Source organism: Corallococcus sp. AS-1-6, assembly GCF_020037015.1.
In the GTDB taxonomy this organism is placed as follows: domain Bacteria; phylum Myxococcota; class Myxococcia; order Myxococcales; family Myxococcaceae; genus Corallococcus.
Genome location: NZ_JAIQDE010000008.1, coordinates 123,745 through 143,054 on the forward strand (window position 1 = coordinate 123,745; position 19,310 = coordinate 143,054).

Here is a 19,310-nt window from a genome sequence, read left to right on the forward strand (position 1 = left end):
GCGTCACGGGGTGTGGCGGAAGATGAGCAGCCCGCGCGTCGTGTCCCACCCATACACCAGCCCGTCCGCGACATGAACGCCCTGAAGGCCGTCGAAGTAGCTCTTGCCCCGGCCCGCGTCCGTCTCGTTCCAGGTGTTGAAGTACCCGGCGGCCTTCGGCGTGCCCAGCGTGGAAACGTCATACACCCGCAGGCCGTCCTGGTAGTTGGCCACGTAGAGCGTGGTGCCCGACAGGGCCATGCCGCCCAGCGTCGCCTCGGGCCGCAGCGGCAGCTCGCCGCGCTGCACGATGGACGCCGGGTTCGTGGCGTCCAGCGCCAGGAGGGAGGAGCCCCACGCGTCCGAGCCCTGGTAGACGACCGTGGAGTCCCCCAGCCTCCCCACCGCCAGGGCGCTGGTGGAGGGCCCGGCGAAGCGGCCCAGGAGCTTGGGCAGCTTCGTCGCCGTCGCCAGGGGCGCGAGGTCCGTCACCGTCACGCCGTAGCTCCAGTTGCTCACGTACAGGCGGTTGTCCTGCACCGCCAGGGCGTAGGGGTACTCGCTCAGGTCGGGCGAGGCGCCCTCCACCGTGTAGCGCACCACCAGGGTCGGCGCGGACGGCTGGGTCACATCCAGGATGACGATGTCCGACTTGGGCAGCGGCGAGGCCACGTAGAGCAGGTTGCCGTCCTTCGCCATGCTGTCCACGCGCACCGACACGTCCGCCAGCACCGACGTGTCGCAGGTGAGGCGCTCCGGTTTGGTCAGGTCGCAGATGCGGATGCCCGACGCGTAGGTGCCCAGGTAGAGCGTCGTGCCGCTGACGAGCGCGCTGGTGAACGTCACCGAGGGGAGCTTCAGCTCGGACACCAGCGCCGGGTGCGCGGGGTCCTTCACGTCGTAGACGAACACGCCCTCGCTGCCCGCGATGACGTAGGCGTAGCCGTTCGCGGCCACCACGCCGTTGGCGGCGCCGCGGGGCAGCACGCCCTGGCCCAGCAGCTCCACGCGGTCGGACTCGGCCTCGCCCTCGCGACGCACGACGCGCCGGGCGGTGAAGGTGCCCTGGCTCACCGTCGCGCCGTTGCCGCACACCCGCACCACCCCCAGCACCTCGCCCGGGCCGGAGGCCTTGCAGCCGGCGAACGCGTAGCGCACCGTCGAGCCCGCCGCGCTGCCCGCCACGTCGCTGGCCAGGTAGAAGGTGTCCGGGGTGACTTGCTTCGTCGTCATCGCCAGGCCGATGAGGAGCGGCTCACCGGGCGAGAACCGGATGGTCGACGGGGCCGAGTAGCCGTCGTTCAGGTTGATGTTGGCGTTCCAGATGCCTTCCGCCTGAACGGCACTCAACGTCGACCTGTCACAACCGGTCAGGTCGATGGCTTCAAGCTGACACTCGGCCTTGTTGGCGGAACTGTCCTTGCCACAACCGATGGCGAGGAGCGCGGTAGCGGCGACGAGAGAGAGACGATTCATTCCCCCCTCCATACCGGGCCATCCCGACCGCCGCCAAGTCCCCCGGCGCGCGCCGAGGCGGAAGCGCCGGGACGTCCACCGCAACGCAAAGAAACAAAAGGACCGCTTGTGCGTTTCCGGTGGGAGAGGGAGCCTTCCTCCAGGCCCCTGATAGCCCGTCTCCTCGCCGTACCGAGGTGCTTTTTGAACCCCCGTCCGCACGTGATCGCCGTGCTGCTGGCCCTGCTCCTGCCGGAGCTCGCGCTGGCCCAGGTCTTCGTCGTTCCCCGCCGCGCGGGGAAGACACCCGTGAACAGCTACGAGTTCGAGTGGCGCCACGTCGACATCCTCGTGGGCCCCGCCGCGACCGGGCTGGCGAAGCCCCCGGACAACACCGCGCATCAGAACCCGCCCGGCGTGCAGGGCGGCCCCAATCCGCAGGCGCCCACCACGTCCGACCGGACCGGCGACAGCCAGTCCCCCGTGGACGGCGCGGAGGTCACCCCTTCCGGCAACGTGTCCTCGCAGCCGCCGACGGATCGCATGCCGCCGACCGACGGCATCTCGCTCGACATGGGCGCGTCCGACGCCGGCGCGCCCCCGACCGTCACGGGCCTCCCCGACGGCGGCATCCCGCCCCCGGGCGTGGTGGCGCTGGCGGACGGCGGCACCGTGGGCGACGCGGGCGTGCTCGCGGGCACCCCGGGCGCGGACGGCGGCACGGTGTTCTCCGGCGCGCCGCTGATGCTGGGCAGCTCCGACGCCGGCTTCAAGTACACCTACGCGAAGGACCTGGGCGCGAAGACGGGCGGCGTGCGCTTCTACTTCTACGAGCGCGAGCGCGAGGTGGCCGAGCGGGCCGCGCCCATCATCGAGGAGGCGTACCGGTACCTGGTGGATCAGTTCAAGTACGTGCCCACTGAGACGTTCCCGTACATCCTCTACAGCAGCTACGCGGAGTTCCTCCAGACGAACGTGTTCGCGGTCTCCGAGGGCACGCTGGGCGTCACCTCCACGGAGGACCTGAAGCTGTCCCTGCCGTACCTGGGCGACCACCACCTCTTCGAGGAGGTCAGCACGCACGAGCTGGCGCACCAGTTCACCATCCAGAAGGTGCGCACGGTGGCCGAGCAGGCCAAGACGTTCGGCGACCCGCTGGGCGGCTATCCGCTGTGGTTCATCGAAGGCCTGGCGGAGTTCTACGCCAAGCGCGGCCTGGACCCCGAGGCGGAGATGATGGTGCGGGACCTGCTGGTGAACCCGGACCTGATGAAGGGCTACGCCTTCCTCGACTTCTTCTCCCCCGGGCCGTACGGCTACCTGTGGATCTACAAGGTCGGTCAGGCGCGCGTGGCGTTCCTGGAGGACGAGTACGGCGCGGGCATCACGCAGCGGCTCCTGGAGGAGGCGCCCCGGCTGGTGGGCGGCTCGCGCGACTCCCCGTCGCTCAAGTTCGAGGAGCTGCTGGAGCGGCTGACGGGGGATGATCCCAAGCGCATCTCCGCGCGGTTCGAGAACTGGCTCAAGCGCCGGGCGTTCAAGACGTACCTGGACTCGTCGCAGACGGCGCCCGCGCTGGACTCGCTGGGCGAGACGCCGGGGATCGTGACGGCGATGGCCAGCGGCCCGGACGGCACCGTGCTGGCCCTGCGCACCATCATCCCGGAGACGGGCGAGAGCCGGCTGTACCTCACGGATCCCCGCACGCCGGGCAAGACGGTGAAGGTGGCGGGTGACGGCGTGCCGGGCGTGGAGTCCCTGCACCCGGTGTCCGGCCGCAACTTCGCGCTGACCAAGGACAAGCTCGCGTTCGTGGCGGAGCGCACCGGGCGCGACGTGCTGTACGTGCAGGACTACGTGCACCTCTCCGAGAAGCGGTCCACGGACGTGCTGGTGCGGCGGTCCGCCGTGCGCACGGGCATTGGCACGGAGGTGGGCCTCAACGTGAAGCTGGAGACGGGCGACCGGCGCGCGTACCGCGTCGACAAGCAGGGCGTGCTGGCCATCTACTCGCCGGCCTTCTCCCCGGACGGGCGCTACGTCGCGTTCATCGGCATCAACGACGCGGGCCTGCGCGACCTGTACCTGGTGGACCTCACGCAGGGCGAGGACGCGAAGATCCGCAAGCTCACCGACGACGTCTTCGCCGAGCGCCAGGTCACCTGGGGCCCGTCCGGCATCATCTACACGTCCGACGCGACGTCGCACCGCAAGTACAACCTCTTCCGCATCAAGCCGGACGCGCCGGTGGGCCAGGCCGAGCGCCTCACCAGCGAGGACCGCGACGAGGCGGATCCGCTGGCGCTGCCGGACGGCCGCCTGTTCTTCGTGGCCTACAACAAGAGCAGCTCGGATCTGCACGAGCGGCTGGCGGACGGGCGCATCGTGCGGCGCACCGACCTGACGACGGGCGTCTTCGAGCCGGGCCCCGGCCCCGACGGCGGCCTGTGGATGCTCTTCCACATGAGCGGCGAGCGGAAGCCGTCCCTGCTGCGTCCGCCGCGCATGCTGTCGCTGGAGAGCCCGAAGGAGCCGGTGGCGGATCCGCCCTCACCGCTGGCGCTCAAGCCGCTCACCGACGCGCAGGCCTACCGGCCCTTCACGCGGGAGAACATCGAGCTGGGGCCCATCTTCGGCTTCGCGGGCGCGGGCGGCGGCGGCTTCGTGGGCCAGGTGTTCGCGTCCGCGTCGGACCGGCTGCGCGACCACCAGATGGTGCTGACGCTGGCGGTGTACGGCTCCTTCGAGTTGACGGACGGCCTGCTGCTCTACGTCAACGACGAGAAGCGCACGACGTGGGGCGGCGGTCTGTTCCAGTCGCTGCGCTTCCGCGTGGACAAGACGTTCGACTACCTGCCGCCGGAGCAGCGGCCGTTCTTCGTGTCGTCGGAGCGCTACTTCGGCGCGTTGGGCAGCCTGCGCTACCCGCTGAGCACCTTCTTCTACCTCCAGGGCGACCTGAGCATCGGCGGCACGAAGTACTTCCTGGATGACTTCAGCGAGTTCTACCTGGCGTTCCCGGAGCGCAACGAGTCGAACACGGAGCTGCTGTCCGTGTGGCGCGCGGACAACCAGCACATCCGCTTCCAGACGGAGCTGAGCGGGCGCGTCGGCTACGACAGCATCAAGTACCACTACGCGACGGGGCCGCTGTCCGGCAGCTCCGTGCTGCTGGAGGCCACCGCCGGCGTGCAGCCCTTCGACGGGCAGGCGTACGGCAACCTGCGCCTGGACGCGGAGCGGTACTTCCCCATCTACGGCCGCACCAACTTCTTCGCGCGCCTGGGCGCGGGCACCACGGTGGGCGGCCGCTACGCGCGCTCCTACTACCTGTCCAGCTTCGACACCCTGCGCGGCGTGAACTTCGGCGACGAGCGGTGGCTGCTGGGCCAGCACTTCGTCTACTCCACGCTGGAGGCGCAGTTGCCGCTCAACGACATCATCCGGGTGGCCTTCCTGAGCGACCTGGAGGCCATCGCCGCGGTGGACGCGGGCGGCGTGGGCGACGGCGCGAGGGACCTCTGGGACCACCGCGTGCTCAACGCCGTCGTCGGCTTCAACCTGTCGCTCGGGCCCCTGCTGTTGCGCCTGCACTTCGCGCGGCCCTTCGACATCAACGCCGCCGAGGGCAAGCCGGACGAGGGCTGGGTGACGAACTTCTCCATCGGCGTCGCCGGCCTCAACGGCTTCTTCGACACCAAGGGCGACCGCAGGCCGGGCTCGCCCACGCCGGGCCCCGCGCTGATGCCCGCGCTGGGCGGCGGCTACACCACGCCCATGGTGCACTGAGGTCACGACTGCGCGGCGACGAGGGCGGCGTTGGCGCGAGCCAGCGGCCCCCCGTCGTTGGGGATTCGCTCGAAGTCCCCGCGCAGGGCCTTGATGGCGAACTTCTCCAGGTCGATCTCCCGGCGGGTGCGCACGCCCAGCGCCCGCACCAGCACGGACAGGGGCCCGAAGCCGGTGAGGCCGTGCTGGAGGAGCAGGGCCAGGGTGACGCCGCCGAGCACGCGCCAGCCCCGGCCGGACTTGCGGCCCAGCAGCAGGCCACCGAGCGCCAGCCCGGAGACGCCCACGACCAGGGTCCGGTGCACGTCCCACTCGTGCTCCAGCTTTTCGAGGTACCGGCTCATCTCCGAGCGGTCCCCATGCTCCGCCATGAAGCGGACACACGACTCCACGTGGACGTCGATGCGCCGGTTCATCGTGGAAGGCGCATGGGCGCGCACGGCATCGGTCGAGGTCTGGTTCCAGGACTCCATCATCACTCCCTTGTCGGACTCGGGCCGTCCTCCAGCCTGCTCCTGGAAAGCTAGGTCCGCCGGTCGTGTCCGTGCACAGCGCGGCGTCCCGTGGCTGTTGCCCGGCTGCCCGCCCCGGAGGTGATGACGGCTGCCTCCCCTGTTCCGGAGGGCAGGCGAGCATTCCGGGGAGGGAAAGGGTTTTCCATCCACTGGGCACTCCGGACCCCATGCGTTGCCCCAGGGGCCTTCCTGGCGGGTGATGCGCAGTTCCTTCCGCCTTCCAGGCAGGGAGGCATGGGCCTTGCTCTGGGGTCGGACGATGATGCGCCTAAGACTTCTGATCAGCCTCTCGATGTTGCTGGCCGCCTGCGGCGCCGGAACATCGAATCCCGATGACCCACAGCCCTCCGTGACCGACCCCGGCATCACGGACCCGAGCACGCCGGACTCCGGTGCTCCCGACGCGGGCTCCGTGGAAGCGGGCACCCCGGATGCCGGGGCTTCCGACGGTGGCGCGGTGGACGCGGGCACCGGCCCCGGGGATGGCGGGAGCGCGGACGCGGGGACGGATCCGCAGCCCGTTCCGGAGGTGGAGCGGCCCTTCACACTGCCGAAGCTCCAGGCGACGGTGCCGGAGTACGCGCTGGTCATGCCTCCGGAGACGCTGGAGCAGTTCATGAAGGACCCGCTGACCGGGGAACAGGACGCGACGTTCCAGGCGAACGGCAAGACGTTCCCGGTGAAGGTGCGGCTGCGCGGGGCCTCCGCGCGCTACTTCGACAAGAAGAGCTGGAACGTCAGCTTCGCGGACAAGGACAAGTTCGAGGGCCGCACGTCGCTCAACCTCATCGCCGAGTACGCCGACGCGTCGATGATCGCGGAGAAGATCTCCTACGACCTGCTGGCGGCGATGCGGGTGCCGGCGTCGAAGGCGACGTTCGTGCGGCTCTCCGTGAACGGCCGGTACGAGGGCGTGTTCCTGGAGGTGGAGCAGGTCAACAAGGCCTTCGTCAAGGCGAGGCAGTTCCCGGACGACGACGCGACCATCTACCGCGCGGGCTGGAAGGACACGGAGTTCAAGACGTGGAAGGTGCCCTACCAGGGCGACTGGGTGAAGAAGACGAACGAGAGCGAGCCCGACGACGCGCTGTGGGAGGTGCTGGACGTCATCAACCACACGCCGGAGCCGCAGTTGGTGGCCGCGCTGGAGAAGAACCTGGAGATCGAATCCTACGTGCGCTCCATGGTGTTGGACGCGCTGATGTCCAACAACTACGTGGAGGACTCCGAGAGCTACTTCATGCACGACGACATCACCGGGCGCTGGCGCTACGTGCCGTGGGACCTGAACAACGTCGATGCGCGCTGGTGGTACACGAACACGGTGGAGGACCAGTCCGTCTCCACGAACAACATGAAGCACCCGCTGTTCAACTTCACGCTGCTGGATGGCTGGGTGGAGAAGATGTACCAGCAGCGCAAGCTGGAACAGGGGAGCTACCCGGGCTACCTGCCGACCTTCTCCAACATGGGCACGCGGGTGGTGCTGAACCCCGTCCTTCGCGCCCGCCTGGAGGCGCGGCTGGACAAGGCGCTGGCCGAGGTCTTCGTCTCGAAGGTGATGGACCCGTACATCGACCAGCTCCATGGGTTGATCGACGCGTCCATGAAGACCGACCCGTACATGGACTACGCGAAGTTCAGCGCGGGCAAGGCGTACATGAAGCGCTTCGTGAAGTTCCGCCGTGAGTTCGTGATGGCGGAGGTGAAGCGGCTGAAGGCGGCGAAGTCCACCCTGGTGCTGGAGGCGTTCGACCCGCGCGAGGGTTGGGTGGAGGTGGCCAACCACGGCACGCAGGCGGTGTCGCTCCAGGGCATGACGCTGACCACGAACCTGCGGGTGAGCCTGGCGGGCGGCGACTACGCGCCGACCATCGTGAAGGCCCCCATGGGCGCGGTGCTGGGCAACACGACGGTGGCTCCGGGCCAGACGGTGCGGCTCACGGCCGGCTCGCTGGGCATCACCTTCCCCGCCAAGGGCGAGGTGGGTCTGTTCGACGGCGCGTCGGTGGTGGGCATGAAGGACGCCCTGTTCTACGGCGAGCTGCCCTCGGGCAAGCGCTACGTCCGCGGCGAGGAGGGCTGGGAGGTGCGCTGAGTCGACGCGCGGACATCGAGGGATGAGCAGGCGTGCGGGGCGGGCAGGTCCGGGTTAGCACCTGGACCATGCCCGCCTCTCGCGTTCTGGATGAGTTGCTGCCCCGTCGCTCCGGTCCCCTGCCCCGCGTGGCCGTCATTGGCGCGGGCCTGTCAGGGCTCGTGCTCGCGCGGGCGCTGACGGGGGCGGGCTTCGGCGTGCGGGTGCTGGACAAGGGGCGCGGGCCGGGAGGACGGCTGTCCACGCGGAGGAGCGCGGAGGGTGGCGCGTTCGACCACGGGGCGCAGTACTTCACCGCGAGGGATCCGCTCTTCCAGGCGCTGGTGGAGGCGTGGGTGGCGGAGGGCGCGGCGGCGGAGTGGCGCGGGCGCATCGGGACGCTGACGAGGGGGACGGTGACGCCCGCGAAGGAGGCCGTGCGGTACGTGGGCGTGCCGGGGATGAGCGCGGTGGCGAAGGCGCTGGCGGACGGGTTGGACGTGCGCACCGGGGTGCGGGTGGAGCGAGTGGCGCGCGAGGGGCAGGCGTGGCGGCTGACGTCGGAGACGGGCGAGGACCTGGGGCTCGCGGAGGTGGTGGTGGCCGCGGTGCCCGCACCGCAGGCGGTGCCGCTGCTCGCGGGTGCGCCCGCGCTGGCGGCCCAGGCCGGGACCGCGCGGATGGCTCCGTGCTGGGCCGTGATGGCCCGGTTCGACGCGCCGGTGGCGGTGGAGCTGGATGGCGCGTTCGTGGAGGACTCGCCGCTGTCGTGGGTGGCTCGGGACGCGAGCAAGCCGGGGCGGGACGCGGGTGAGCGCTGGGTGCTTCACGCGTCGCCGGAGTTCAGCGCGGCGCACCTGGAGGAGGCGCCGGAGGCGATGGCCCCGAAGCTCGTGGAGGCGTTTGGGGAGGCCCTGGGCCGGGACGTGCGCGCCGTGGAGGCCGTGGCGCACCGGTGGCGCTTCGCGATGCCCTCTCCTCCGCTGGATGCCTCGGCGCTGTACGACGCGGCGCTGGGCCTGGGCGCTTGTGGCGACTGGTGCGCGGGTCCTCGTTTGGAGGGCGCGTTCCTCAGCGGCGTCGCGCTGGCGAGGCGGATCGCTGAACGCTGAAGCCTGCCTCCGCTCGCGCACACCAGCGTGCCGCGAGCACGGGGGCGGTGTTCATGCGAGGCGGTTCGCCGCGTCCTGAGTCCTACTGCCGCTCGCGCACCACCAGCGTGCGGCGAGCGGTGAGGCCCCGGTCGTCGGTGACGAGGATGTCGTGCGTGCCCACGCTCGGCTTCCACCACAGGCGCTCCGCGGCCTTCGCTGTTCCCAGGACGGCGCCGTCCACGAACCACGTCAGCTCACGGTCGTGCGCGGCCTCCGCCTCCAGGGGGATCTTCTGCTCCTCCGTGCTCATGCCCGGGATGAGCAGCGCCACCTGCCCTTCCGGGGGGGAGAGGATGGTCGGCGTGTCGCGCTCGCCTCCCGCGACGCAGCCGGGCGCCAGGGGCGGCGGTTCGGGCAACTGACGCTGCTGCTCCGCGAGCCACCGGCGCAGGCTGGACGGCCAGGTCAGGTACACGCGCGACTCCGTCTTGCGCCCATCCCTGCATCCCGGCCCCACTGCCAGGCCCGACGCCACGTCCACCTCCACGCGGTGGTGGTACGGACACGGTGTCGTCGGCACCGCCGTGCGCACCGCGTCCACCCGCTTGCGCTGCGTGCACGCGTCCGTGGGCAGGTGCCCCGAATACGCGCACACCTCCACGCTCACCAGGTCCTTCGGCGGCGCGGTGTCCTCTTCCTGCACCGCCGTGCCTCTCGGGCCGATGCCTTCCAGGATGTCGAACAGCAGCGGAGCCGCGTTCTCCGCTCCCACCAGGTGCACGCTCGATGAGTGGTCGAAGTTGCCCAGCCACACCACCGCCGTGTGCTTCGGACCGGAGCCCGCCGCCCATGCATCCCGGTTGCCGAAGCTCGTGCCCGTCTTCCAGTGCACCCGCGCCGGCAACCCCGTGAGCCGCCGCCGCTCCGGGAAGTCCGGCCGATCCCTCAACGCCAAGGCCTGCCGCGTCAGCCACGCCGCTCCCGGCGACACCAACGCCTGGGCCTTCTTCGGCGCCGTGTCCTGCTCCAGCACCCGCAGCGGCCGCACCTGCCCATCCCCCGCCAGCGCCAGATACACGCCCGTCAACTCCAGCGGCGTCAACTCCAGGCCGCCCACCGCCGCGGACAGGCCGTAGTGCCCCGGCCGCGGATCCAGGCTGGTGACCCCCGCCTGCCGCAGGGAGCCCAGGAAGCCCTCCACGCCCAGCCGCTCCAAGAGCCTCACGAACGGCAGGTTGAGCGACTGCGACAGCGCGGACTCCATCCGCACCAGCCCCAGGAACCGCCCGTCGAAGTTGCGCGGCTGGTAGCCGCCGTACGCCACCGGGATGTCCGGCACCAGCGTCTCCGGCCCCACCAGGCCCTGATCAATCCCCAGCGCGTACAAGAGCGGCTTGAGCGCCGACCCCGGCGAGCGCGCCGTGGCGAAGCCGATGATCTGCCCGCCGTGCTTCTCATCGAAGAAGTCGAAGTTCCCCACCAGCGCGCGCACCTCGCCCGTCTCCCGGTCCGCCACCACCGCAGCGCCGTTGTGGATGCCCTGCCGATCCAACCGCCGGGCCGCCTCGCCCAGCGTGCGCTCCACGAAGCGCTGCGTGCCCGCGTCCAGCGTCGTCGCCAGCCATGTCTCCCCGGGCCGCTGCGCCTTGAGCCACACCGCCGCGTGCGGCGCCTCCCTTGGAAACGGCGTGAGCACATCCGGCACCGCCGTCGCCCGCACCTCCGCCAGCGCCACGTCGGACGCGACGCCCTCCACGGCCAGCCCCCCGGACTCCAGGAGCCTCCGGGCGATGTCATCCCGGGCCGAGCGCAGCCGCTCCCGGTTCTCCGGCGACGGGAAGCGCCGGTTCGGGTTCTGCGGCACCGCCAGCAGCGTGGCGATCTCCGCCGGGCTCAGGTGCTGGGCGGTGTGCCCGAAGTACGCGAGCGCCGCCGCCTCCACGCCCTCCACGTTGCGCCCGTAGGGCACGAACTGGAGATACGCCTCCAGCACCTCCTGCTTGGACAACCGCGCCTCCAACTGGGCGGCGCGGAACGACTCGATCACCTTCGAGGTGAACGTGCGGGGACGGGGCTCCAGCACGCGCACCAACTGCATCGTCAACGTGGACGCCCCCGACACCCGCCGCCCCCGGCTCAGGTTGAGCCCGAGGGCGCGCAGGGCCGCGAGCGGATCCACGCCCGGGTGCTGGAAGAACCGCTTGTCCTCCAGCGCCAGCAGGGCGCGGACATAGGCCCGGTCGACGCGGTCCTTCGGCGCGGGGATGCGCCACCGCTCGTCCGGGGCGAGGAAGACGTACGCGGGCGACCCGTCCCGGTACGCCATCACCACCGAGGGGGGCGCCGCCAACCGCTCCGGCAGCGGCACCCACCAGGCCGCCGCGAGGCCCGCGCCCAACAGCACGAGCCCCGCCAGCGCCACCCTCGCCCACCTCTTCACGTTGAGACGCACGCGACGCATGGGGCCTAGAGCAGGTCGTCCTTCCAGGGACCCGTCACCTGCACCGTGCCCGCGGACTCACGGGCCCAGATGGAGGAGTCGTACATCGCCTCGGCCTCCGCGGACGGCAGGGTGAAGCTGCCCGCCGTCACCGCGCGCACCGCGTAGACGAGCTTCTTCGTCTCGTGGGCCTGCAGCGTGCCGAACGCCTCCATGCGGTCATCGCGCACGTTCACGTAGTCGGCGGCCCAGAGCGAATCCGCGTCCACCCAGTCCACGCTGCCACCGCGCCCCAGGCGGGCATTTTCAATCTCCCAGCCCGCCGGCAGCCGGTCCACCAGCGCGATGTTCTGCACGCGCTCGGCCCGGGTGTTGGTCACCTCCAGCTCCACGTAGATGAGGTCCGCCAGCTTCACCGGCTGGGCCTTCAGGTCCAGCGCGGTGCCGTCCAGCGAGCGCCAGGTGCGCTTGAGCGTCAGCCCCGCTCCGCCCACCTTCACCTCGGGCGTGGTGCGCACGCCCTCGCTGTTGAGGATGAGGTACACGCTGCCGCCGCCCTTCTCCTTCAGGTCCAGCGACAGGCTGGCGCGCTCGCTGGCGCGGGCCAGGGCCCACGTGCGGTCCGACACGCGCGCGTCCTTCTCCGCGACGGGCGTCACCGTCTTGCCCGCCACCGTGAGCGTGGGCGGCGAGAAGCTGGTCGCCGTGCCCTGCAGCCGCTTGCCCAGGCCGGTGATGCCCCAGACCAGCTCCTGCGTCGAGTAGTACGCCGACGTGCGGGTCGACAGCGCCGTCGCCACCATGCGCGCCAGGGGCTCCCCTTCCGGCGCGTCGCCGAAGAGGTCCTGGAAGGTGCTGAGCATCATCCCGCGCCGGCGCCTGTCCGAATAGAACGACCAACTGTTCTTGCGCTCATCGGTGACGGTGGACACGTCCGGAGTGCGCAGCTCCTTCTCGTAGCGGCGGTCGCCGGACAGCCACAGCGCGGCCTTGAGCATGTACAGGTCCTCCTGGTTCTCGCCGCTGAGCGCGGCCTTCTTCGCCGCCGTCTCCAGCACGCTCACCATCGCCTGCGCCCGCGCCTTGCGCCCCTTGCCCGCCACCGCGAGCACGTAGTGCATGTACGCCTCCGCGTGCTGGCCGTAGTGGTCGTCCTCCCCCAGGCGGCCCTCCTTCCGGGTCAGCTCGTCCCCGATCCACGCGAGCGCGCTCTCCACGCGGTCGTCCGGCACCGGGTACTTCAGCTTGCGCGCGTCCAGCAGCATGTGCGTCGCGTAGGCCGTGCCCCAGGCCACCGGCTCCGTCTGGCCCGGCCAGTACGCGAAGCCACCCGAGGCCGTCTGCATGGACAGAACCCGGTTGATGCCCGACTGCACCATGTCCTCCACCTTCGCCGTGGAGACCAGCGTCGGATCCACGCGATCCACCAACTGGCTCACGAACAGGAGCGGACGGGTGGAGGACGTCGTCTGCTCGATGCAGCCGTACGGGTAGCGCACCAGGTACGAGAGGTGCTGGAGCGACTTCGCGTACGGGTTGTTCGTCACCCAGACGTTGGTGCGCTCCGTGGTGGGCACCCAGCCGGCGAGCAGCGGCTTCAGGTCCGTGGTGCCCTGCGCCAGCTCCACCTGCTGGATGCGCCGCTCCCGGGGTCCGGCGGGAGACAGCGGCACGTCCAACTGCTCGCGAGACGTGTAGCCACCGCCCTCCACCGTCACCACCAGCCGCGCCGCGCCCACCGACTGCACCGCGCGGCCCTGGAAGACGAAGGTGCGGGACTTGCCGTCCTCCAGCTTCGCGCGGCCCTCGCTCTTGCCCTTGAGCTCCAGCGGCGAGCCCAGGCCCTCCGGCATCGCGAGCCCCGGCACCGCCAGCGCCTCCGCGGACAGCGACACCTTCACGTCCTGCGCCTTGCCGGACAGGTTGGTGACGAAGACCGGGATTTGAATCTCGTCGTTCTGGGAGAGGAAGCGCGGCAGCGTCGTCTGGAGCACCAGCGGGTCGCGCACCAGCACCTGCGCGCTGGCCCGGCCGATGCGCTTCGCGCCCGCCGTCACCACCATCACCCGCACCGCGCCCCGGTACTGCGGCAGCTTGAAGGGCACCTTCAGCTTGCCGTTGGCGGGCACCTCCACCACGCCGCTCCACAGGGCCACGGGCTTCACCGGCTGCACGCGGCCGTCCGCGCCGCCCTCGTCACCACCGGTGGAGCTGGAGTTGCCGCCGGGCGGCACCAGCAGCGCCCAGCCCACGGTCTCGTAGGTCTGGATGCCCAGCGCGCGCCGCGTGAAGATCTCCTTCAGCGGATCCGGGCTCTGGAAGCGCGTGAGGGACAGGATGCCTTCGTCCACCACCGCCACGGTGGCGAAGGTGGGGCCCTCCACGCCCTCCACCGCGACGTCCACGGTGAGGGTGTCGTTGCTCTTCACCTCCTTGGGCACCGTCAGCGAGACGGCCTGGGTGAAGTCCACCGGCTCCAGCGCGATGCTGCCCACGCCGAAGGCGCGGTCGGGCATGAACGCCTGGGCGGATTCCAGGTGCGGGTCCTTCACCAGGAACGCGCTCACGTACACGTTGGGCGCGTACTCGGACGGCGTGAACGACCAGGACACCTCGCCGGGCTCCACCTGCTTCCACGCGGTGGTGAGCACGCGGTCGGTCTCCACGGTGAAGAGCACGCGGCCCCGGTAGGGCGCCTTCAGCTTCACGGTGAGGGCCTCGCCCACCCTGCCCTTCGCGGGCAGCGAGATATCCAGCGCCGTGGGCTTCAGGGGCCGCGGCGTCTGGTCCACGCGCGAGCCCTCGCCCCACCAGTAGTAGCGGCCCTCGCCTTCGATGGCGAGGTCCGTCTGGGTGTTGCCCGCGCGAGCGCGCACGAGGTAGCCCGCGCCGTCACGGCCCGGCAGCACCGTCGCGGTGAAGCGGCCGTTCTCCACCTTCGCCGTCGCCTCACCCTCGCGCTGCGGGCGCAGGTAGCGCTGGTAGCGCTCGTAGCCGGACTCCTCGTCGTAGTAGTAGCCGTAGTTCTCCTCGAGCAACTGGTACTCCAACCGCACCGTCTTCGGCGCCTTGTCGCCGGTGAAGGGCTGGCCGTTCCAGTCCACCACCACGCCGGTCAGCGTGAAGGGCGTGGCCGCCTTCACCTTCTGCGTGTTGGCCTGGAGGCCCAGGTAGTACGCCTCCGGGTGCACGGGCACCGTGGCCTCTCCGATGGTGGAGCGGCCGCTGCCGGACTCGAAGACGCTGGCCACCGCGGACAGCCGCGCCGCGCCCTTCATGGGGCCGGACGCCGCCTGCGCCGGGCAGTTGAGGAGCGCCTGCCCCTTCGCGTCGAGCGTGCCCTTCACCTGGCCCAGCGTGACGGGCCGGGGCGTGGTGCCGTCCTGCCGCCAGACGCCGTAGGTGTACTGGGCGTTCTGCCTGGGCTTGAAGGGCACGGACTCCAGCCGGCACGTCATCTCCACCGGGCTGCCCTCCGCGGAGCCGCCGAAGAGGTACGCGGCCTCCACGCCCACGGGGATCTCCGTGCCCTGCACGTAGCCCGGCGCGGTGGTGCTGGCCGTCACCTTCATGCGCTCCGGGACGAACTCCTCCACGTTCACCGCGTAGGAGGCCAGGTCGCGGTCCGCCACCTTGAGGCGCACCCAGTAGTGGCCCGTGTCCTGGAACGCCGCGAACGCCTGGTCGAAGGCCACGAGCCCCGCCGCGTTCGTCTTCAGCGTCAGCTTGCGGATTTCACGCTCGCGCGGGTCGATGACGCGCACCTCCACCGGCATGCCCACCGGCGGCGCCAGGTTGTCCTGGCCGCGCAGCACCGCGGCCACGTGCGCGGTGTCACCGGGGCGGTACACGCCGCGGTCGGACCAGAGGGAGGCGCGGTACGGCTGCTCGGCGCGGTACGGCTCGCCCTGCACGTCCGAGTTGGCGATCTCCGTCTTCAGCTCGTCGTACTTGAGGTACGTCAGCTCGTCGCCCTTGCGCGCCACCAGCGCGAACGGGGCGCTGTCGTCCACGCCGGGCGCGGGGACCTTGAGCTGGCAGCCCGCCTCGCCCTGCGTGGTGCAGCGGGCCACGGCCTGCCCGCTCTTCTTCACCAGCGTCACCTCCACGCCGGCCAGGGGCTCCGTGCTCTCCAGGCCCAGGGCCCAGACCCACACCTCGCCGGAGTCCTTGGAGCCCACGGCGGGCCCGCCGCGCTTGGCCACGAGGCTCAGGTCCGTGAGCAGGATGCGGGCGGCGGCCTTGTAGTCGCCGCGCTCGGCCAGGATCTCCACCAGGCCGCGCGTGTTCGCGGGCACCAGCGACGCCACGTCGATGTACGTGGTGAGCAGCGCGTCCGGCGTGGACTTGAGCGGCACCGCCTTGCGCACCAGCACGTTGCTCGTCCGCTCGTCCGCGCTCTCCGAATAGTCGCTGCCCATCCAGAAGACGAGGTTCTCCGGCGGCACGTTGCGCACCGTGAGCGTCACCTCCTCCAGGTTGAGGTGCTGCAGGGGCAGGTTGCGCCACGCGCTGCGCGGCAGGTAGCGGCCGTTGGCGTTGAAGCGCACCTGGGACTGGCGCGCGGGCACGGAGAAGCCGCGCGACCAGGCGCCCATGAGCGTGCCGCCGCCCACGGACAGCGTGCCCTCCGCGAGCGAGAGCGTGTGCGGGCCGCGCTTGAAGTCACCGAAGATGCGGAAGCCGCGCCGCGACGGGGCCACGGTGAACTTCACCTTGGGCTTGAAGCGGATGGCGTCCTGGGCCACCGCGTCGCTCAAGCTGCAGCCCTTGTTGTCGTCGTCGTAGTAGTACGAGTCCCACTGCTCGTCCGTGGGGCTCGCCGGGGCGTCCGCCGCCACGTCGCGGCAGCTCACCTCGAAGAAGTAGCCGCTGGAGCCCTCCTGGAGGCTCACGTAGGTGATGTCCAGGCGCTTGCCGCCGTTCACCACGAAGTTGCCGGTGGCCGCGGGCGCCTGCTCCTTGGAGCCGGTCCCCGCGGACGTCAGGCCCTCGCGCAGGGAGAACTGCACCGTCGCGCCGGGCTTGAGCTTCGGATGGGTGAGCACCACGGAGAGGGAGTTGCGCGTGTCCGCGCGGGTGCTCCACTTCACGTCGCTGATGGCGCTGTCGCCCACGCGGAAGCCCATGCGGGAGCGCACGGCGGCCAGGTCCACCGGACCGGAGAAGTCCACGTGCGCTTCCACCAGCCCCTTCAGGGGGTCCATGCGCGTGGGGTAGACCTGACTGAACTTGAAGGCGTAGGTCGTGAAGCTGTAGCGCCAGTCGCGGAACGACGCCGGCTGGACCATGCCCGCGTCGGTGTACACCGCGTCCACGGACACGGTGTACGTCGTGCCAGCAGCGAAGCCCGTGGACGGCGTGAAGAGCAGCGACGAGGGGCCCGTCCACTTCAGGCTGCCCGCGACCTCCGGAGAGAACGTGACGCGCGTGCCGTCCACGCTCTCGTAGCGCGGGCGCACCGGCAGCGCGAACTCGATGACCACGCCCATGGGCACGGCGTTCTCACTGGCCAGCTCGTGGATGACGGGCGTGAGCTTCGCGGCCTGCACGGGCGCGGGGGCGGTGGACGGGGACGTCGCGGTGGCGGCGGGCGCCTCGGTGGACGCGGGGGTGGCGGGCGGCGTCTTCGCGGGCTCCTGCTTGCAGCCGGCGGCGAGCGCGCCCACGAGCAACGCCGGCAGGAGCCAGCGGGCACGGGGCGTGCGCGCGGCCTTCGGCGGGACTGCGGACTGCGGGGACATGTTTCCTCCAGGGGGTGGCGGCGGGACCGATTTCATGCCGCGTGCCGCGCGTGGTGCCCCCGGAGGCGCACGGGAAGTGCGGCCCGGCGACCACGTGCCGGCGCTCCCCCGTGCGCGTCCGCGGGCCCACAGGGTGTCCGGGCAGCCACACTCGCGGGTGGCCTGCTGGACGCGCGGGACGCGGGATTTCGCGGTGCAGACTGGCGGTGAGACACCCGGGCGGTCAACAGGGGTCCCTGCCCGGGCACCAGGGCGGTAGGGTGCGCGCCCATGGTGCTGCCCGTCCGATTCGTCCTCATGCGCCCGCGCAACGCGGAGAACCTGGGTGCCGCCGCCCGCGCCCTGAAGAACTGCGGCCTGTCCGACTGGGCCTGGGTGACGCCGGAGGTGGAGGACCTGGGCCCCGCCCACCGGCTCGCGGTGCACGCGGAGGACGTGCTGGGTGGGGTGAAGCGCCCGGACTCGCTGGACGCGGCCGTGTCCGACTGCGTCTGGGTGGTGGGCACCAGCTCCCGCAAGGTGGAGGGGAAGCGCCGCCTGTCACCCAGGGCCGTGGGTGAGGAGCTGGTGGCCCGGGCGAAGCAGGGGCCGGTGGCGCTCGTCTTCGGGGATGAGCGCAGCGGCCTCACCAACGCGGAGGTGGAGCGCTGCCACGACCTGTCCGCGGTGCCCACCGCGCCGGAGCAGCCCTCCATCAACCTGGCCCAGGCGGTGCTGCTCTACGCCTACGAGGTCCGCATGGCGCACCTGGCGGACACGGCGCCACCGCCGGGTCCCCTGCCCCTGGCCGCCACGGACGCGGAGCTGGCCCGGGTGGAGGCGACGCTGGAGGCGCTGCTCACCTCGGGGGGCTTCCTCGTGGACGAGAAGCCCGGGCGCACGGCGGTGCGGGACCTGGTGGCGCCCCTGCGCCGCTCCCGCCTCACGCGCAACGAGGCCCGGCTCTGGCTGGCCGCGCTGCACACCGTGCGCAAGCACTTCCCCGGCGGGGACACCCCTCCCACGGACGGAACCTGAGCAGGCAGGGGGACGCGCCACCCCCTCGCGGCGGTAGGCCCGCGCGTCGCTACCTTTTCCGGACCCACGGGCGAAGCCCACGGAAGGGAGCACCGCGTGAACCACATGCCCTACGAGTCGATGATCGTGGGAGGCACCGAGCCCGGCCCTGGCCGGCAGGCGCCGTCTCACGAGGACGCGCCGGAGGAGCCCGGCCGCACGCCCGAAACAGCCGAGGACGGCGGGCTGGAGGAGGAGCCCCACCGCATCGCGGACGGCGACGAGCCGGGCAGGACGCCGGGCTCCGCCGAGGGCGAGGACCCGGACGAACCCATCCGGCGCTAACGGAAGACCCCGCCGCCGCCTTCAGCGCGGCTACAGTGCCGCGCCCATGCCTCGCAAGCCCGAACGGCCCCCCAAGTCACCGCCCCGCCCCAACCGCTGGGAGGGCAAGGAGAAGCCGGACTGGCTCTCCCGCGCGCTCGCCCGCGCGGGCGCCATGCCCCAGGACGAGGCCGACGCCGCCATCAAGGCGGGTCGTGTCACCGTCAACGGCCGCGTGGCGACCACGCCGCTGACGCCCGTCCCCCCCGACGCCGTCATCAAGGTGGACGGGCTGCCGGTGCGCAAGGGAACGCCCACGCACGTGCTGGCCTTCCACAAGCCCGCGGGGGTGCTGACCTCCACCGCGCGCCAGCACCGCACGGGCACGGTGTTCGAGCTGCTGCTGCCCCAGCTCCCCCTGGAGCTGAACCGCTTCACCTGGCACGCCGTGGGCCGGCTGGACGTGGACACCACGGGCCTGCTGCTCTTCACCAACGACGACAAGCTGGTGGCCCACGCCACGTCCCCGGAGACGAACCTGCCCAAGCGCTACGTGGCCACGGTGTTCAGCACCGCGGACGACGCGAAGGTGGAGCCGCTGCGCCAGGGGATGATGCTGGATGACGGCCCCGCCCGCCCCGCCGGGGTGCGCGTGCGCGACGAGCACACGGTGGAGGTGACGCTCACCGAGGGCCGCCACCACCAGGTGAAGCGCATGCTGGGCGCCGTGGGGCTGCCCGCCCGCGCGCTCCACCGGGAGGCGGTGGGCGACATCACCCTGGACGGCATCCCCGAGGGCGGCTTCCGGCTGCTCACCGAGGAGGAGGTCCGCGAGAAGCTGAATTACTCCGGCCGGGACTGACTTCCCGGTGCCCTGGCCCCCGGGCTGGGGATAGG

10 protein-coding genes are annotated in these 19,310 nt (G+C 71.3%); 6 read left to right on the forward strand and 4 right to left on the reverse strand.

Annotation, left to right across the window (positions count from 1 at the left end):
- Positions 1-3: 3 nt before the first annotated feature.
- On the reverse strand, positions 4-1,455 hold the full coding sequence (locus tag K8612_RS13615) for an LVIVD repeat-containing protein (RefSeq protein ID WP_223762559.1): 1,452 nt from the start codon (positions 1,453-1,455) through the stop codon (positions 4-6).
- 183 nt (positions 1,456-1,638) lie between these two features.
- On the opposite strand from K8612_RS13615, the gene K8612_RS13620 reads away from it, so the two are divergent.
- A complete protein-coding gene (locus K8612_RS13620; RefSeq protein ID WP_223762560.1) occupies positions 1,639-5,223 on the forward strand; it encodes a tolB protein precursor protein in 3,585 nt (1,194 codons plus the stop codon).
- A 2-nt stretch (positions 5,224-5,225) separates the two neighbouring features.
- Here the strand turns inward: K8612_RS13620 and K8612_RS13625 are convergent, their stop codons facing one another.
- Positions 5,226-5,696, reverse strand: coding sequence for a hypothetical protein (locus K8612_RS13625; protein WP_223744251.1), 471 nt, complete (start codon positions 5,694-5,696; stop codon positions 5,226-5,228).
- A 301-nt stretch (positions 5,697-5,997) separates the two neighbouring features.
- On the opposite strand from K8612_RS13625, the gene K8612_RS13630 reads away from it, so the two are divergent.
- A complete protein-coding gene (locus K8612_RS13630) occupies positions 5,998-7,836 on the forward strand; it encodes a CotH kinase family protein (RefSeq protein ID WP_223762561.1) in 1,839 nt (612 codons plus the stop codon).
- 68 nt (positions 7,837-7,904) lie between these two features.
- On the forward strand, positions 7,905-8,927 hold the full coding sequence (locus tag K8612_RS13635) for an NAD(P)/FAD-dependent oxidoreductase (RefSeq protein ID WP_223762562.1): 1,023 nt from the start codon (positions 7,905-7,907) through the stop codon (positions 8,925-8,927).
- Positions 8,928-9,009: 82 nt separating this feature from the next.
- On the opposite strand, the gene pbpC is transcribed toward K8612_RS13635, so the two are convergent.
- Both pbpC and K8612_RS13645 read right to left on the reverse strand, forming a co-directional pair.
- Positions 9,010-11,370 carry a penicillin-binding protein 1C gene (gene pbpC / locus K8612_RS13640; protein ID WP_223762563.1) on the reverse strand — a complete coding sequence of 787 codons (2,361 nt, stop codon included), beginning with the start codon at positions 11,368-11,370 and terminating at the stop codon, positions 9,010-9,012.
- A gap of 5 nt (positions 11,371-11,375) precedes the next feature.
- On the reverse strand, positions 11,376-17,093 hold the full coding sequence (locus K8612_RS13645) for an MG2 domain-containing protein (protein WP_223762564.1): 5,718 nt from the start codon (positions 17,091-17,093) through the stop codon (positions 11,376-11,378).
- Positions 17,094-17,363: 270 nt separating this feature from the next.
- On the opposite strand from K8612_RS13645, the gene K8612_RS13650 reads away from it, so the two are divergent.
- The 3 genes from K8612_RS13650 to K8612_RS13660 all read left to right on the forward strand — a co-directional run bounded on the left by K8612_RS13650 (position 17,364) and on the right by K8612_RS13660 (position 19,275).
- A complete protein-coding gene (locus K8612_RS13650; protein ID WP_223744201.1) occupies positions 17,364-18,110 on the forward strand; it encodes an RNA methyltransferase in 747 nt (248 codons plus the stop codon).
- 105 nt (positions 18,111-18,215) lie between these two features.
- Entirely contained in the window at positions 18,216-18,434 is a 219-nt protein-coding gene (locus K8612_RS13655; protein ID WP_223762660.1) for a hypothetical protein, read from the forward strand.
- A gap of 46 nt (positions 18,435-18,480) precedes the next feature.
- On the forward strand, positions 18,481-19,275 hold the full coding sequence (locus tag K8612_RS13660; protein WP_223744200.1) for a pseudouridine synthase: 795 nt from the start codon (positions 18,481-18,483) through the stop codon (positions 19,273-19,275).
- Positions 19,276-19,310: the final 35 nt, after the last annotated feature.

What these genes read in the sequence shown, in the direction of transcription:
- K8612_RS13615 (WP_223762559.1), bottom strand. Translation starts at nt 1,455, where the DNA reads ATGAATCGTCTCTCTCTCGTCGCCGCTACCGCGCTCCTCGCCATCGGT.
- K8612_RS13625 (WP_223744251.1), bottom strand. Translation starts at nt 5,696, where the DNA reads ATGGAGTCCTGGAACCAGACCTCGACCGATGCCGTGCGCGCCCATGCG.
- K8612_RS13630 (WP_223762561.1), top strand. Translation starts at nt 5,998, where the DNA reads ATGATGCGCCTAAGACTTCTGATCAGCCTCTCGATGTTGCTGGCCGCC.
- K8612_RS13635 (WP_223762562.1), top strand. Translation starts at nt 7,905, where the DNA reads ATGCCCGCCTCTCGCGTTCTGGATGAGTTGCTGCCCCGTCGCTCCGGT.
- pbpC (WP_223762563.1), bottom strand. Translation starts at nt 11,370, where the DNA reads ATGCGTCGCGTGCGTCTCAACGTGAAGAGGTGGGCGAGGGTGGCGCTG.
- K8612_RS13645 (WP_223762564.1), bottom strand. Translation starts at nt 17,093, where the DNA reads ATGTCCCCGCAGTCCGCAGTCCCGCCGAAGGCCGCGCGCACGCCCCGT.
- K8612_RS13650 (WP_223744201.1), top strand. Translation starts at nt 17,364, where the DNA reads ATGGTGCTGCCCGTCCGATTCGTCCTCATGCGCCCGCGCAACGCGGAG.
- K8612_RS13655 (WP_223762660.1), top strand. Translation starts at nt 18,216, where the DNA reads ATGCCCTACGAGTCGATGATCGTGGGAGGCACCGAGCCCGGCCCTGGC.
- K8612_RS13660 (WP_223744200.1), top strand. Translation starts at nt 18,481, where the DNA reads ATGCCTCGCAAGCCCGAACGGCCCCCCAAGTCACCGCCCCGCCCCAAC.